The sequence below is a fragment of the Devosia sp. UYZn731 genome, assembly GCF_040546795.1.
GTDB lineage: Bacteria > Pseudomonadota > Alphaproteobacteria > Rhizobiales > Devosiaceae > Devosia.
This window is the reverse complement of sequence record NZ_JBEPOL010000006.1, coordinates 375,745-389,964: the sequence shown is the minus strand read 5'-3', so window position 1 is coordinate 389,964 and position 14,220 is coordinate 375,745. Positions and strand designations below refer to the sequence as shown.

Annotated in this window: 13 protein-coding genes; 4 read left to right on the top strand and 9 right to left on the bottom strand. The window is 62.1% G+C overall.

From position 1 onward, the window contains the following. Nucleotides 1-32: 32 nt before the first annotated feature. The 4 genes from ABIB57_RS17230 (at nucleotide 33) to ABIB57_RS17215 (ending at nucleotide 4,081) form a co-directional block, all read left to right on the top strand. A complete protein-coding gene (locus ABIB57_RS17230; RefSeq protein WP_354042377.1) occupies nucleotides 33-2,093 on the top strand; it encodes a prolyl oligopeptidase family serine peptidase in 2,061 nt (686 codons plus the stop codon). Between the two features lie 267 nt (nucleotides 2,094-2,360). Continuing rightward, nucleotides 2,361-2,642, top strand: coding sequence for a hypothetical protein (locus tag ABIB57_RS17225; protein ID WP_354042376.1), 282 nt, complete (start codon nucleotides 2,361-2,363; stop codon nucleotides 2,640-2,642). Between the two features lie 72 nt (nucleotides 2,643-2,714). After that, nucleotides 2,715-3,554 carry a class A beta-lactamase gene (gene bla / locus ABIB57_RS17220; protein ID WP_354042375.1) on the top strand — a complete coding sequence of 280 codons (840 nt, stop codon included), beginning with the start codon at nucleotides 2,715-2,717 and terminating at the stop codon, nucleotides 3,552-3,554. After that, nucleotides 3,551-4,081, top strand: a complete 531-nt coding sequence (locus tag ABIB57_RS17215; RefSeq protein WP_354042374.1) for a hypothetical protein — start codon at nucleotides 3,551-3,553, stop codon at nucleotides 4,079-4,081. Before bla ends, ABIB57_RS17215 begins: the two co-directional genes overlap by 4 nt. 71 nt (nucleotides 4,082-4,152) lie before the next feature. On the opposite strand, the gene ABIB57_RS17210 is transcribed toward ABIB57_RS17215, so the two are convergent. The 9 genes from ABIB57_RS17210 to ABIB57_RS17170 all read right to left on the bottom strand — a co-directional run bounded on the left by ABIB57_RS17210 (nucleotide 4,153) and on the right by ABIB57_RS17170 (nucleotide 14,211). Continuing rightward, nucleotides 4,153-5,385 (bottom strand): metal-dependent hydrolase family protein, encoded by a 1,233-nt coding sequence (locus tag ABIB57_RS17210; RefSeq protein ID WP_354042372.1) that lies wholly within the window; start codon nucleotides 5,383-5,385, stop codon nucleotides 4,153-4,155. A gap of 8 nt (nucleotides 5,386-5,393) precedes the next feature. Continuing rightward, on the bottom strand, nucleotides 5,394-6,368 hold the full coding sequence (locus tag ABIB57_RS17205; protein WP_354042371.1) for an ABC transporter ATP-binding protein: 975 nt from the start codon (nucleotides 6,366-6,368) through the stop codon (nucleotides 5,394-5,396). Further along, on the bottom strand, nucleotides 6,358-7,362 hold the full coding sequence (locus ABIB57_RS17200) for an ABC transporter ATP-binding protein (protein ID WP_354042370.1): 1,005 nt from the start codon (nucleotides 7,360-7,362) through the stop codon (nucleotides 6,358-6,360). The genes ABIB57_RS17205 and ABIB57_RS17200 overlap by 11 nt, the downstream gene beginning before the upstream one ends. Before the next feature lie 54 nt (nucleotides 7,363-7,416). Continuing rightward, nucleotides 7,417-8,361 (bottom strand): succinylglutamate desuccinylase/aspartoacylase family protein, encoded by a 945-nt coding sequence (locus ABIB57_RS17195; RefSeq protein WP_354042368.1) that lies wholly within the window; start codon nucleotides 8,359-8,361, stop codon nucleotides 7,417-7,419. A 17-nt stretch (nucleotides 8,362-8,378) separates the two neighbouring features. Next, complete coding sequence (locus ABIB57_RS17190) at nucleotides 8,379-9,233, bottom strand: ABC transporter permease (protein WP_354042367.1); 855 nt, start codon at nucleotides 9,231-9,233, stop codon at nucleotides 8,379-8,381. A 5-nt stretch (nucleotides 9,234-9,238) separates the two neighbouring features. Continuing rightward, nucleotides 9,239-10,219 (bottom strand): ABC transporter permease, encoded by a 981-nt coding sequence (locus ABIB57_RS17185; protein WP_354042365.1) that lies wholly within the window; start codon nucleotides 10,217-10,219, stop codon nucleotides 9,239-9,241. A gap of 48 nt (nucleotides 10,220-10,267) precedes the next feature. After that, the gene (locus ABIB57_RS17180; RefSeq protein WP_354042364.1) at nucleotides 10,268-11,440 is read right to left on the bottom strand and encodes a M24 family metallopeptidase; all 1,173 of its coding nucleotides are present in this window, start codon (nucleotides 11,438-11,440) and stop codon (nucleotides 10,268-10,270) included. After that, on the bottom strand, nucleotides 11,440-12,612 hold the full coding sequence (locus tag ABIB57_RS17175; protein ID WP_354042363.1) for a M24 family metallopeptidase: 1,173 nt from the start codon (nucleotides 12,610-12,612) through the stop codon (nucleotides 11,440-11,442). Before ABIB57_RS17175 ends, ABIB57_RS17180 begins: the two co-directional genes overlap by 1 nt. A gap of 63 nt (nucleotides 12,613-12,675) precedes the next feature. Continuing rightward, nucleotides 12,676-14,211: an ABC transporter substrate-binding protein gene (locus ABIB57_RS17170; protein WP_354042361.1), complete on the bottom strand. Its 1,536-nt coding sequence runs from the start codon at nucleotides 14,209-14,211 to the stop codon at nucleotides 12,676-12,678. Nucleotides 14,212-14,220: the final 9 nt, after the last annotated feature.

The window sequence follows — 14,220 nt, the reverse complement described above, 5'->3', positions numbered from 1 at the left end:
CCGTGGCCGCTCAGCCAACATCGGAGACAAAAATGCCCCCAATCGTCTACCCCCAAACACAGCAGATACCTGTGGTCGAGGAGCATTTCGGCCATACCATCACCGATCCCTATCGCTGGCTGGAAAACGACGTCCGCAGCGACCCGCAGGTTGCCGGCTGGGTCGAGGTACAGAACGCGTTGACCCAGCGCTATCTGGCGAACCTGCCGGGTCGCGCCATCTTCGCCGAACGCATGGCGGCCCTGCTGAACTACGAACAGGTCTCTGCGCTGGTCAAACGGGGCGATCGGTATTTCTATACGCGCAACTCCGGCCAGGAAAACCAGCCAACGCTCTACATGCGGGCGGGCGTCGACGGCGCGGCAAAAGCGCTGATCGACCCCAATAAGTGGTCGGCGGACAGTGGCGATGCCTTGGCTGAATGGTCGCCATCCGACGATGGCAGGTTTATCGCCTATGGGGTGCAGCAGGGCGGCACCGACTGGCGAACCGTCCGCGTCCTTGATATCGACGCCGGCACCGTGCTCGAGGATAGCGTGCAATGGGCCCGCTTCACCGACATCGCCTGGGCGCCCGACAGCTCCGGCTTCTTCTATGCCCGCTTCCCCCAACCCGATAGCGCTATCGCGGGGGCGGCAATTGCCAATCACGCGGTGTATTTCCACGCCATTGGCACGCCGCAGTCAGAGGATCGGCTGATCTATGCGAATCCGGATCACCCGGAAAATCTCGCGCCGATCGGTCGCACGGCCGACGGGCGCTATCTGACCATCTCGCCCACGCCCGGCGCGGGAGCCAACATGCTGGCGGTGGTCGACCTTAGCAGCGATGACTGGACGCCACGTTTCCTGGTGGACGAGTTGAACGCAGATTGGGGCGTGATCGACAATGTCGATACCCTGATCTACGCATCCACGAACCGGGATGCCGAGCGCGGGAAAATCGTCGTCTTCGACATGGCGGAAGCCCAACCTCAGGCGGCAGACCTGGTGGCTGAGGACGATGCCGTTTTAAACAGTGCCGCACTGATGGGTGGGCGCCTGGTGGCGGCTTACCTGGTTGACGCCAAGACGGAAGTTCGGCGCTTCACCCTTGATGGCAAGGGTGATGGCGTCATCGAACTGCCAAGCATCGGCAGCGCCGGTGGTTTCAAGGGCAAGTTTGCCGACAACGAAGCCTTCTTCAACTTCAGCACCTTCGACACGCCCATCACCGTCTATCACTATGACGTGCAGGCCAATACCTACACGCCTTGGGCCGAACCAAAGGTTTCAGCCAATTTTGATGACGTCGTGGTCGAACAGCGGTTCTACAGCTCAAAGGACGGGACGCGTGTACCCCTTTTTGTCGTGCGCAAAAGAGGCGTCACCCAGCCGTCGCCGACCTTGCTCTATGCCTATGGCGGCTTCGGCCTCTCGATGGTGCCGATCTATAATCCGATGCAGATGGCATGGGTCGAACAAGGCGGCGTGCTGGCAATCGCCAATATCCGGGGCGGCGGTGAATATGGTCGCGCCTGGCACGAGGCCGGGCAGCTTGAAAACCGGCAGAATGCCTATGACGACTTCATCGCCGCCGGCGAATTCCTCAAGGCCGAACAGATCACGTCACAGGATGGTCTAGTGGTCCAGGGCGAGTCCAACGGCGGCCTTCTGGTCGGCGTGGTGACCAACCAGCGACCCGACCTGTTTGCAGCCGCGCTTCCCGGCGTCGGCGTGATGGACATGCTGCGCTACCACAAGTTTACGGGCGGTGCCTTGTGGATCGCCGATTTTGGCAGCCCTGCCGAAGCGGAGTATTTTGAAAACCTTCTTGCCTATTCGCCCTACCACAACATCGCGGACGGTCACGACTATCCGGCAATCCTGGTGACTACGGCGGATACCGATGATCGCGTCGTGCCGGGGCACAGCTTCAAATACACGGCTGCGCTGCAGGCGACGGACCTGGGCGACAAACCTCGCCTGGTCCGGATCGAGACCCGGGCCGGCCACGGCGCCGGCATGCCTCTCGACAAGCTCATCGCCCTGCATGCCGACCAATGGGCGTTCGCCGCCTATTGGGCGGGCCTGGAGGTCACCAAGACGCCGTAGTCATTTCGATCACGACACCAACACCCGCGCAGCGGCATGACCTCCAAGTCCGGTTTTGCCGTAGTCAGCTTCCGGACCGCTGCTCGGGCAAGAGGGGCGCGGGCGAAGTCCGCCCCTCGACCATTTCGCCGCTGGCTGCAATGGCACATCCGACGTTCGTACCATCCCAACTGCCATCTATCATGGACATATCCAATGACCCATTGCCCTGTGCTCACACCCGAACAACGCCAGTCAGTCGAACTCATAAGCCGTTTGGAAAAAGTGATGATGGGCAAGATCGTCACGCTGATCGGAGATGTCGGACGAGAAGCGGACAAGGGCCTGAAGGCCATTTCGTCCGATGAATTCCCGCCTCAGCAAGACTATTTCCTCGCCGTCGCCCATCGGCAGCTGTTTCTCAGATTGTGCGGTGCCGACCCCGAAACCGGCAAGGGCGGCGACCCTGACGTGGCTTCTGCCATCCTGAACAGCGACAGCAATTTCATGGCCGTGCACTGGGAGGGAAAAGCTCCGACGACAGGCGCAAACACGCATCCGACGCCTTAGTGGCAGATTAGAAACCCGCCACAGACGCATAGAACCGCTCCGCGGCCAACTCAAAGGAACCAAGAGATCGTCATGAATTTTTCTCTTCCCGTATTCGTTTTCGCTTTTTTCCTCAGCACAGCGGTGCAGGCCGATGACCATCTCGCCGACGTCGCCCGTGGAATAGAGACGCGCCTTGGGGCTGAGGTCGGATTTGCGATTTTAGACACGGCAGACGATTCCTGGTCGCTCTATAAGGCGGACCAGCGCTTCCCGATGGCGAGCACATTTAAGGTTCTGGCCTGCGCCGCGCTGCTCAAAAGCAATATAGCCGATGCGCCAATCATGCGGGTGGGTGAGCTGCAGACCTATTCTCCCGTGACCAAAGACTTGGTGGGCCAGTCAGTTTCGCCCTACCAGCTCTGCGACGCAACGATGCGCACCAGTGACAATACCGCGGCAAACCTGGTTTTGGAGGCTATCGGCGGCCCGCAAGCGGTCACTCAGTTCGTGCGCGACCTCGGCGATTTCACAACCCGGTTGGATCGCTGGGAACCAGACCTCAACGAGGCTTCGCTTGGTGACGATCGCGACACCAGCACGCCAAGAGCGTTTGCGACAACGTTGCGCGCGCTTGTGCTGGGCGATGCTCTTGCGGCCTCCAAGCGCAACATGCTGAACTCTTGGATGCGATCGAACGAGGTTGGTGGGCCATTACTCCGCGCCAGCATACCAGACCACTGGACCATCGGCGACCGGACTGGTGCTGGAGGCAATGGGACGCGCGGTATTGTCGCCGTCCTATGGCCAGGCGATGCAGCGCCAATTGTAACCGCGATCTTCATCACCCAGACCGACGCTTCGATGGACGATCGCAATGAGGCGATTGCTGAACTCGGGCGCGCCATCGTGGCAAGGCGTGACCAGCCATGACAATGCTCGCCCGTTTACAAAAGCTTGCCGCCACAGTGATGGCCGTCGCCGCTATCCTGCCTGGAGCCAGTACCGCGCAGCCCGGTCCAGACTCGTCAGATTGGCAGCGGACGAAGTGCGAAATTTACCGGCAAAGCTGGGACAAGGCGCTCGGCTTCTTCGGCTCGGACAACCTCAATCACAGCTTCATCGCACAGAACGAAAACTTCATTGAGAGTGGCTGCGCGGCTCCGCCCAGCATCTGTGCGCAGTCAAGCCAGGAACTCGACATGGCCAATGCCCTGACCATTGCTATGATGAACGCTGGTGCCGCGAGCACTTTCCTGCCGTTTCGCTGCCATGACGTCGGGCAGGCACGTCCGACGGGCGACCCTGCCCGTCTCTCCGTGGAGGGCCAACTCTGTCGCGCGCAGCTTGATCTGCTGGAGCGTGGAAACAAGCTGACGCAGCAGGAAGCCGCCGTCTTTGAGGCACAGTGTGCGTGCCTCGAGCGAAACCAGGGCGCCCAAATAGACTGTGCCAAATAGGAAGTGATCAATACGCTCGACCAGCGTCACACCGATGTTTGTGCTGCGAATGCCGGGCCTCGACAAGCCGGCTAGTGCAGGTGCTTGACCAAGCGGCCGTTGGCCATGATGGTTGGGATGTGGGCGCCGTCGTCCTGCAACAGGGTGATGTCGGCAAGCGGGTCGCCATCGACGACCAGCAGGTCGGCAAAGGCTCCTGCAACGACCGCGCCAATCTGGCCCTCCAGCCGGCACAGCCGCGCGCCGATCGTGGTGGCGGAACGGATGATCTCGGCTGGTGTCAGCACCTTGGCGAGCAGCTCGAATTCCATGCAGTGATACTTGCGCAACTGGCCCAGCAGGTCGGAGCCGAAAGCCATAGGCAGGCCGGCATCGCGCATTACCTCGAGCGAGCGCAGACCACCGCTGCGCACCACTTCGATCTTGGCGAATTCTGCCGCGCCGAGACCCAGAGCCTCGCCCTCGATGGCCAGCGCGTCATAGGCCACCAGCGTCGGCACCGCGATGCAGCCCTTTGCCGCCGCCAGCCGCGCCGTCTCGGGCTCGATCAGGTTGCAATGCTCCAGGGAATGCACACCCAGTTCGACGCAGCGGGCGATGGCCTGGTCGGTATAGACATGGGCCGAGACATAGAGGCCAGCGTTCTCGGCCTCCTCGACCATGGCAAGAATTTCCTCGCGCGAATACTGGATCGAGTGGATGGGATCATTTGGCGAGGACACGCCGCCATTAGCCATCACCTTGATGAAATTGGCGCCCTCCTTTATCATGGTTCGGCAAGCCGCACGGACGTTATCGACGCCATCGACGATCAGGCCCATCGAGCCCAGGCGGTCCGAGAGCAGGCCCGGCCGGTCATCGGTGCGAGGACGCAGGTCGGCATGGCCGCCGGTCGTGGTCAGCCCCTTGCCGCAGATAACCAGGCGCGGGCCGTCGAGCAGGCCTTCATTGACCGCACGAACCAGGCCGTAGTCAGCGCCACCGAGATCACGCAACGTGGTGAAGCCTCGCTGCAAGGCTTCGGTCATGACGCGCGCCGAGCGCAGCGCCGACAGCGAGGCGGGCGCAGTCATGTTACCCCAGAGGTCGAGCGTTTCAGCAACGACATGGACATGGCAGTCGATCAGACCGGGCATCAGTGTGCGGCCGGCTAGATCTATCGTCCTGGCATCGGCAGGAATGTCGAGAGCGGTGCCCACGGCGACAATCCTGTCGCCCGAAACGAGGACGTCCAGACCGTCGCGCAGCGTGCCGGCCTCGGCGTCGAGAATGCGGCCGCCGGTGAACAGATAAGAGGTGGTCATGGTTTGTCTCAACGATTGTGGCAGGCAACCAAGGCGCCGCCGTCGCGGGCGGTCAACTGGGGCTCGACCTGCTTGCAGATGTCGGTTGCCAGGGGGCAACGTGGATTAAACGGGCAGCCGGAAGGCTTGCGCGTGGCGCTCGGGATATCGTCACTGGTGGCAGAAAACTTGTGGCGATTGCGCGGATCGCGCGACGGTGCCGAGCGCATCAGCAGCTCGGTATAGGGATGGCCTGGATCGGCGAAGATGCGCGTCTTGGGCGCGATCTCGACAATCTTGCCGAGATACATCACCGCCACGCGGTGGGAGATGAATTCCACCACGCCCAGGTCGTGCGAGATCGAGAGATAGGACACACCGAGATCGCGCTGCAGGTCGCTGAGCAGGTTCAGAATTTGCGCCTGCACCGAAACGTCGAGCGCCGAAACCGGCTCGTCGCAGACGATGACGTCGGGGCTGAGCGCAAGTGCCCTTGCAATGCCGATTCGCTGGCGCTGGCCGCCCGAGAACTGGTGGGCAAAATTGTCGGCCTGGTCGGAGCGCAGGCCTACGCGCTGCATCAGTTCGGCGACGCGGTCGTCGCGGTCGGCCGGCGTGCCGATCTTGTGCACGTCGAGTGGCGCGCGGATGATGTCCTTCACTCGGTGGCGCGGATTGAGCGAGGAGAAAGGATCCTGGAAGACGATCTGCATGCGCCGGCGATAGCTCTTGAGAGCGGTGCGATTGAAGCCCTTGATCTCATGCCCGTCGAAGCGGACCTGCCCGCCGGTCGGCTTGACCAGACCCATCAGGGCAAGACCAGTGGTGGTCTTGCCGCAGCCGCTTTCGCCGACGAGGCTCAGCGTTTCGCCGCGGCCCAGTGAAAAGCTGACGCCATCGACGGCCTTGACCGTGCCCACCTGGCGCTGGAGCACGCCGGCGCGAATGGGGAAATGAACTTCGAGGTTATCGACGCTGAGCAGTGGCGTGGCATCAGACTGCATCGTCGTGCTCCCAGCAGGCGACCCAATGGCCGGGGCGTTTTTCGGTAAAGGGCGGGCGCTCTTCGAGGCAGCGCGCCGAGGCACCCGGGCAGCGTGGCGCGAAGGCACAGCCCTTGGGCAGCTCCCACAGCGGCGGCACGGTGCCGGCGATATCGGCTAGCCGGTCACCCGCCTGGCTCGATGCGCCGCGGCCGGGCACCGCGCCCATCAAGCCGATCGTATACGGGTGGAACGGCCGGTCGAAGAGGTCATAGATCGAGGCTTCCTCGACCTTGCGGCCGGCATACATGACGATAACCCGGTCGGCGACTTCCGAGACCACGCCCAGATCGTGGGTGATCAGAATTTGGGCCGTACCCAGCCGCCTCTGCAAATCAGAAATCAGTCCCAGGATCTGCGCCTGGATGGTGACGTCGAGCGCCGTGGTGGGCTCATCGGCGATGATGATCTTGGGATCGCAGGCAAGCGCCAGTGCAATCATGGCGCGCTGGCGCATGCCACCTGAAAGCTCGTGGGGAAATTGCGTGGTGCGTCGCTCGGGATCGGGCATCTGCACCATGCGCAGCACGTCCACCGCGCGTTGGTCGGCTTCCTTGCGGCTGCACCTGCGGTGCTGACGCACGGATTCGGCAATCTGCTCGCCGATACGGAGCACCGGATTGAGCGCGGTCAGCGGCTCCTGGAAGATCATGGCGATCTTTTCGCCCCTGAAGTCTTCGACCTGGCGCTGATTCATGGCCAGGAAATCCTCGCCATCGATCAAGATCCTGCCACCGGAAATGCTGGCGGCATCGGGCAGCAGGCGCAGCAGCGACAGTGCCGTCATGGATTTGCCGCAACCGCTCTCGCCGACGATGCAGAGGGTTTCCCCGGCATGCACCTCAAAGCTCATGTCGGAGACGACAGCGAACGAGCCCTGCGCGCCTCTTATCTCGATTTCGAGATCAAAAACCGCCAGGATCGGCGCTTGAGTGTCCGTCGTTGTTTGGCTCATCGCCATCGTCTCCGCATGCCGGGTCGTGAGGGGTCGGGCCGGCAATTGTTGAAATCAGTCGGTTGCGCCGTCCAGATTGCCGACCATGAAGGCATAGTCGCCACTCTGCACCACGTTGCGGGTGAGATGCTGCATGATCATCACGCCGTTCTTGAACGGGGTCTTGATCTCCTCCAGCACTTCGAAATTATACGGGCTGACGACGCGGCCGAGCAGTCGGTCGCCGGGGATGGTCTCACCATTGGGGGGGCACAGCGGCTCAATGAAACCGCCCTGGGTGGGGCGAATGCCGGCCAGTTCGGTGACGACGATCTGTTTGGGATTGTCCCACGGCTCGCCGGGGATCGAACCAGTGACCTTGAGCATGTTGAGCACGCCGTCGACAGTGCGCTTGATATAGGGCGACTGGTCGACAATGCCGCCGCCCAGCTCGATCACCGCGACCGGGATGTTGCGGGTGTCTATAGTCACCGACTTGGTGGTGCCGCCAAACACCGTTCCCTGCTTGTTCTCGACCGGGCGGTACAGCAGCTTGGAGCCAAAGGCACGCGACAGCTTTTCGTCGTTCCAGATATAGACATAGTCGACCGTCGGGCGATCGGTGCCCGAATGCAGGTCGATATGGACGTCGATGACGTTGAGATATTCCTGCGTCAGCGCATGGGCCAGCTGCTGGCTGTAGGTGCCCTTGGGATTGCCCGGGAACTGGCGGTTGAGATCGACCTTGTCGATGGTAGCGTAGCGCTCGTTGACGGCAAAAGCCGAGGGATTTGCGACCGGCAGCAGCAGGATACGGCCCTTGAGCGGCATGTCCTTGAGCAGATGGAACATCTCGAGAATGGCTTGGCTGCCGGTGTTCTCGTTGCCGTGGATCGAGGCCGAAATGCCGATGGTCGGGCCATCCTCCTCGCCCACCAGTTCATGGATGAACAGCACCGCATCACTGCCGTCGGCATTGGTAGTGAACTTGGGCCGAAGCTGGTTGATGGTCTTGACCATAGAGATATTCCTTTAGGTTATTTGGCCTTTCCGGCCTTTGCCCCGCCGCGGGACAGCTGGCGGGGATCAAGAACGTCCCGCAATCCATCGCCGAGGAGATTGAAACCGAGCACGGTGACCATGATGGTCGCGCCCGAGATGATGGAGAGCCACGGCGCGTCACGCATGAAACGGGTGCCGTAGGAGAGCGTCCAGCCCCAGGTCGGCGCCGGTGGCGGCAGGCCGAAGCCGAGGAAGCTCAGCGCCGATTCCGAGATAATCGCCGTGCCCAGGCCCAGCGAGGCCAGTACGATGATCGGGCCGATGGCATTGGGCAGGATTTCCTTGAAGAGTATCCGGACCGGACTGGCGCCGATGGCGCGAGCCGCCTGCACATAATTCTGTTCGCGCAACACGAGCGTGGTCGAGCGAACGACACGGGCATATTCGGTCCAGGCCACGACGATGATCGCCAGCGACACGTTCATGATGCCAGGCCCGAGCACCGCGACTATGGCGAGAGCCAGAACGATGGCCGGGAAGCCAAGGAAAATGTCGGTGATGCGCATCAGGACCAGGTCGACCCAGCCTCCGAAATAGCCGGCGACGAGACCGACCGTGGTGCCGATAACCGCCGAGACGCCGACAGAGATGACGGCAATGGTCAGCGAGATACGGGCGCCGAACACCAGGCGGGACCAGAGGTCGCGTCCAAAATTGTCGGTGCCCAGGATATGCTCGAGGGTCGGCCCCTCGAAGCGGTTGCGCATGTCCATCTGCTCGATGCCGTGCGTCGAGACATAGGGAGCAAAGATTGCCAGCAGGATGATGGTTAACGAGATCAGCGCACCGACGACCAGCGAGGTATTGGTGAGGGCTTTGGGCAAACGCATGGACATCACCCGAGCCGGATGCGCGGATCGACCGCGGCATATAGAAGATCGACCACAAGGTTCACCAGCGCGAAGACGATTGCGAAGGTCAGCACGATGCCCTGGATCAGCGGCAGATCGCGTTGAGAGATGGCGGCAATGGTCAGCTGGCCCAGACCCGGCCAGGCGAAGATGGATTCGGTCAGCACAGCGCCACCCAGCAGCGCACCAAAGCGCAGGCCGATGACGCTGAGCACTGGCAGCAGTGCATTGCGCAAGGCGTGGCGGATCACCACCCTGCCCTGCCGCAGGCCTTTGGAATAGGCGGTGCGCACGAAGTCTTCGCGCAGCACTTCGAGCATGGAGGCCCGCACGAGACGTGAGATGATGGCGGCCGAATTGGCGGCGAGCGCCAGAGCGGGAAGCGCCAGATGGGTCAGGGAATCCCACAAGACCTGCGGACGGCCGGTGATGGCAGCAAGGAAGGCTTCCGGCAGCGGAACGCCGCGGCCGATGGCCGGCAGCCAGCCCAGTTGCACGGCGAACAGCAGCATCAGCAGCAGACCGAGCCAATAGACCGGCATGGAAACGCCGATCTGGGCGAACAGCATGGTCACGGTATCGATCCAGGAGCCTTGGCGGATGGCCGCCACGACGCCCAGCGTCAGCCCTATGATAGTGGCAAGGATCAGCGCGACCACAGCCAGTTCGATGGTTGCCCCGAGGCGGCCCATGATGATCTCGGAAACCGCCTGGTTCTGGAAGATCGAGCGGCCCATATCGCCCCGCAACAGCGCGGCGAAATAGTCGAACAGGCGGATATACCAGGGATCATTCAGCCCGAGACTATTGCGCAGGTTGAGGATGGCTTCGGGCGTCGCGTCCTGGCCCAAAAGCACCGCCGCAGGATCGCCCGGGATGATCAGCAGCAGACAAAAGGTCACGATCACCATGCCAATGGCCATCGGGATGAGCAGCAGAAGCCGGCGTAGGACATAGGCAAGCATAGCGTCAGCTCCTTTCCTTGACTGGGGTCTGTCGGATGGGGGCGTGCCTCATCCGAGCACGATCGCGTCAAAGTCGCGGGGATATAGAGTGAGGCTCTCCGGCCCGTCTTGTGTCACCAACACCGTATCGGCCAGGCGGAAACCGCCGACGCCGGGCACATAAAGCCCGGGTTCGCTGGAACAGACCATGCCGGCCTGCAGCACGGTCTGGTCACCGGCTTCAACCCATGGACTTTCGTGGAACGCCACGCCCATGCCATGGCCGACGCGATGCTTGACGTAGGGGGTCATGCCGGCGCCATGCAGGTAGTTCAGCGCTGCAATATCGGCCGAGGCGCAGGTCTGGCCGGCGATCAGCCCCGCCGTGCCGATCCGCTGGCCTTCCTGGGCGATACGATAATAGGTCTCGTGCTCCCGGCTCGGTTCGCCCAGAACGAACGTGCGCTCGCTTTCGGACGCCCGGCCGCCGACCCGGCAGCCAAGCGACAGGATGAATATCTCGTTGGGCTCAAGGCGACGAGCGCTCTCGATGCCATGCGGAAAGGCCGATTTGACCCCGCCATTGATCAGACCGCCTGCCAGCGTTGCGAGATGGAGCACATCCTCGTGCTCATTGGCCATCATATCGAGCGCATGGCGGACGACATGACGTTCCAGTTCGATTTCGCTCGGCAGCGGCTTGCCCGTGCGAAAGGCCTGGGTCACGAGGTCCACCCCTGAGGCGACCATAGCGTCCGAAATCCGCGCCGCCTCGCGGTGCAGCCGGACCTCTTCGGAATATTTGATCTGCCGCATCGTGCTGACCATGCCTGTCGCAACAATCCGGGCTTGCGGATAAGTCGCGGCCAGTTCCGTCGCCCGCCCGACCGACATGCCAAAGCCATGCCCGATCGTGCCCCGGATCGGTCCCGTGGCCCGTGCCAGCACGTCGAAGGGCCTGTCGACGCCGGGGAACTCGAAATAGACCACGCTGTCGGCCGCAGCATTCTGGCTCAGCGCATAGTCGCGTTCCAGCTCGGGGATGAGCAGAAAGGCCGACTGGGCAGTGAGCGCCAGGGCGATGGGCCGCTCGTTGGGGCGGAAAGCGAAGCCGGTCGTGTAGAGCACGTCATCGGCTGCATCGAGCAGCAGCATGTCGATGCCATCCGCCGCCATGCGCGCGCGGATATCGCGCTGTACCTTGTCGTAGAATTCAGGACCGAGCCGCTGCAGGAAAGCCATCAGGCAATGACCACGTCGGCGAGCCGGCGGGGATAGTGGGTCATGCTGTCTGGCCCCAGCTCCGTGATTAGTACGGTGTCGGCAATGCGATAGCCGGCAAAGCCATGCACGAAGATCGCCGGCTCCGACGAGGTGATCATTCCGGGCTCCAGAATGGTCTGGTCGCCCCCTTCGACCCAGGGAGCCTCGTGGAACATAATGCCCATGCCGTGCCCGACGCGGTGCAGCAGATATTCCTCCATGCCGCTGTCGCGGATGAATTGCAGCGCCAGATTATCTGCCGAGGCACAGGTATGGCCGGCGATTAGCGCGGCCGTCGCCATGCGCTGGGCTTCATAGGCCACAGCATAGTGACCTTCCTGCTCCTTGCTCGGCTCGCCGATGAACAACGTGCGTTCGCTCTCGGCTGCACGGCCGCCGACGCGGCATCCAAGCGAGAGAATGATGCTTTCGCCGCGCTTGACCGGATGGCCGGTCGGCATGCCGTGGGGATAGGCCGAACGCGGACCGGAATAGACCAGGCCCGAGGCCAGGCCCTGGACCAGCATCTGGTCGTCATGCTCGTCGAACATGATCTTCATGGCATGGCGCGAAACGAAGGATTCGATTTCGATCTCTGAAGGCAAAGTTCCGCCCGAGCGCATGGCCTCACGGATCAGCCCAACGCCGGCGATCACCATTTCATCGGAGATGCGCGACGCTTCGCGGTGCATCACGATCTCTTCGGGATATTTGCGTAGCCGCATCTGCTGCACGATATTGCTGGGCACGACCCTCGCATTTGGAAACGCCGCCTGGATCTGAGGAATGCGGGCGGCAGAGATGGCGGGGCTGTGGCCCACTGTGCCATTTGCCTGAGGCAAAGCCCGACCAAGCACAGCAAAGGCCGGGTCGATACCGGGAAACTCGAAATAGACGATCGGCTCGGCCGCGATATCCTGATGCGCGGCGTGACTCTCCTCGAGTTTGGGGATGAGGAGCCAGGCGCCATCCTGGGTGATGGCGAAGACCACCGGGCGCTCGGTCGTATAGTGAGAAAAGCCGGTCGTGTAGATGACATCGTCATTGCTATCGAGCAGCAGCAGATCGACGCCGCTGGCGGCCATCCTTGTGCGGATATCGCGGTGGACCCTGACGTAGAAATCCGTGCCCAGGCGCTGGGTAAAACTCATCTCAACACTCCCCGGAAGAAATACCGGCCAGAACCGTCGGCTCCGGCCGGTCAGTGGGTCAGGTTAGTCGGTGAATCCGATCAGTCCGCGCAGATTGCCGCGCGGCGTGGCCTGGACCTCGACCGGCAAATCCTTGGCGTAGAACATTTGATAGCCTTGGGCGGAGATGATGTAATAGGGCAGATCCTGGGCCAAGATCGTCGCAGCCTTCTGGTAGGCGGCGGCGCGGCCAGCCTGATCGAGTGTCGAACGGCCTTCCTGCAGCAGGGCATCGACTTCGGGATTGGAATAGCCGCCCCAGTTAGTCGAGCCGCCGGTGGTCAGCTGCGCAAACATAAGGCGATCGGGATCGACGATGTTGAGCCAGCCGAGCAGCGCGATCTGGTGCTTGGACTGCTGCACATAATTGGTCGAAAAGCTCGGCCAGTCGGTTATCTGGGCGGTGGCCTTGACGCCGGCGGCTTCAAACATCGCCTGCATGAACTCGATGGTCTGCACGCGGTTGGCGTCTTCGCTGTGGGTGGCCAGCGTCACCGCCAAGTCGGCGCCGTCCTTATCGAGAATGCCGTCGCCATTGCTGTCAGTCCAGCCGAGTTCGTTGAACAGGGCAACGGCGCCTTCGGTGTTCAAGGTGGGCTGCTTGATGGTGTCGGAATAGGCCCAGGACGAGGGCAGGATGATCGAGTGGGCGACCTGGTCAACGCCCTGATAGATGTCGTTGACGATGGTTTCCTGGTCGATCAGCATCGAAAAGGCCTGCCGCATCTTGGGGTCGGCAAGCAGCGGGTCCTTGGTGTTGAAGTTGATGTAGTTCACCCCAAGGCCAGCCATGATGACATGGCCGAAGCGATCATCGGCAGCCAGGCGCTCGATGTCCTGCGGCGCCAGCGGCGACTGGATAACGTCCAGATCGCCGGCCTCGAAGGCCTGCGAGCGGGCGGAATTGTCGCCGATGATGCGGATGGTGACGTTGTCCATAGTCGGTGCGCCGCGCCAGTAGGCGTCATTGGCCTCGAGCACGATCTCGCTGCCGCGGTTCCACGACACCAGCTTCATTGGGCCGGCGCCGACCGGGTGTAGGGCGATATCGGTACCGCCTTCGACCAACTTCTTGGGCACAATGCCGACGTCGAGATAGCTCAGGAGCGGCGCATAAGGCGCGTTCAGCGTGAATTTGACGGTGAGCGGATCAATGGCCTCGACGGCAGTGATCGGGGAATAGAGCGCGCGCGCCGGAGCGTTGAAGTCTGGGTTGGTCAGCGTGGTATAGGTGAACGCCACGTCATCGGCGGTCAGCGGGCTGCCGTCGGAAAAGGTCAGGTTTGGACGCAGCTTGAAGATAAAGGTCTGCGGGTCGGGATTTTCCCAGCTTTCGGCGAGGTCCGGGACGGCTTCCAGGCTCGGCGTGATGTGCACCAGGCCCGCATAGATCAGGTCAGCGGTGCGCGACGCGGTCGTGTCACGGGTTAAGCGCGGGTCAAGCGTACCGGCATCCACATCGGTCCCCACAACCAATGTGTTATCCTGCGCGAAGACGGCCTGTGCTGGCATAAAACCCAAGGCGACGAGCGCTGTGGTGGCCAATATTAGTTTCTTCATTCCCTGTTC

What these genes read in the sequence shown, in the direction of transcription:
- ABIB57_RS17230 (WP_354042377.1), top strand. Translation starts at nt 33, where the DNA reads ATGCCCCCAATCGTCTACCCCCAAACACAGCAGATACCTGTGGTCGAG.
- ABIB57_RS17225 (WP_354042376.1), top strand. Translation starts at nt 2,361, where the DNA reads ATGATGGGCAAGATCGTCACGCTGATCGGAGATGTCGGACGAGAAGCG.
- bla (WP_354042375.1), top strand. Translation starts at nt 2,715, where the DNA reads ATGAATTTTTCTCTTCCCGTATTCGTTTTCGCTTTTTTCCTCAGCACA.
- ABIB57_RS17215 (WP_354042374.1), top strand. Translation starts at nt 3,551, where the DNA reads ATGACAATGCTCGCCCGTTTACAAAAGCTTGCCGCCACAGTGATGGCC.
- ABIB57_RS17210 (WP_354042372.1), bottom strand. Translation starts at nt 5,385, where the DNA reads ATGACCACCTCTTATCTGTTCACCGGCGGCCGCATTCTCGACGCCGAG.
- ABIB57_RS17205 (WP_354042371.1), bottom strand. Translation starts at nt 6,368, where the DNA reads ATGCAGTCTGATGCCACGCCACTGCTCAGCGTCGATAACCTCGAAGTT.
- ABIB57_RS17200 (WP_354042370.1), bottom strand. Translation starts at nt 7,362, where the DNA reads ATGAGCCAAACAACGACGGACACTCAAGCGCCGATCCTGGCGGTTTTT.
- ABIB57_RS17195 (WP_354042368.1), bottom strand. Translation starts at nt 8,361, where the DNA reads ATGGTCAAGACCATCAACCAGCTTCGGCCCAAGTTCACTACCAATGCC.
- ABIB57_RS17190 (WP_354042367.1), bottom strand. Translation starts at nt 9,233, where the DNA reads ATGCGTTTGCCCAAAGCCCTCACCAATACCTCGCTGGTCGTCGGTGCG.
- ABIB57_RS17185 (WP_354042365.1), bottom strand. Translation starts at nt 10,219, where the DNA reads ATGCTTGCCTATGTCCTACGCCGGCTTCTGCTGCTCATCCCGATGGCC.
- ABIB57_RS17180 (WP_354042364.1), bottom strand. Translation starts at nt 11,440, where the DNA reads ATGGCTTTCCTGCAGCGGCTCGGTCCTGAATTCTACGACAAGGTACAG.
- ABIB57_RS17175 (WP_354042363.1), bottom strand. Translation starts at nt 12,612, where the DNA reads ATGAGTTTTACCCAGCGCCTGGGCACGGATTTCTACGTCAGGGTCCAC.
- ABIB57_RS17170 (WP_354042361.1), bottom strand. Translation starts at nt 14,211, where the DNA reads ATGAAGAAACTAATATTGGCCACCACAGCGCTCGTCGCCTTGGGTTTT.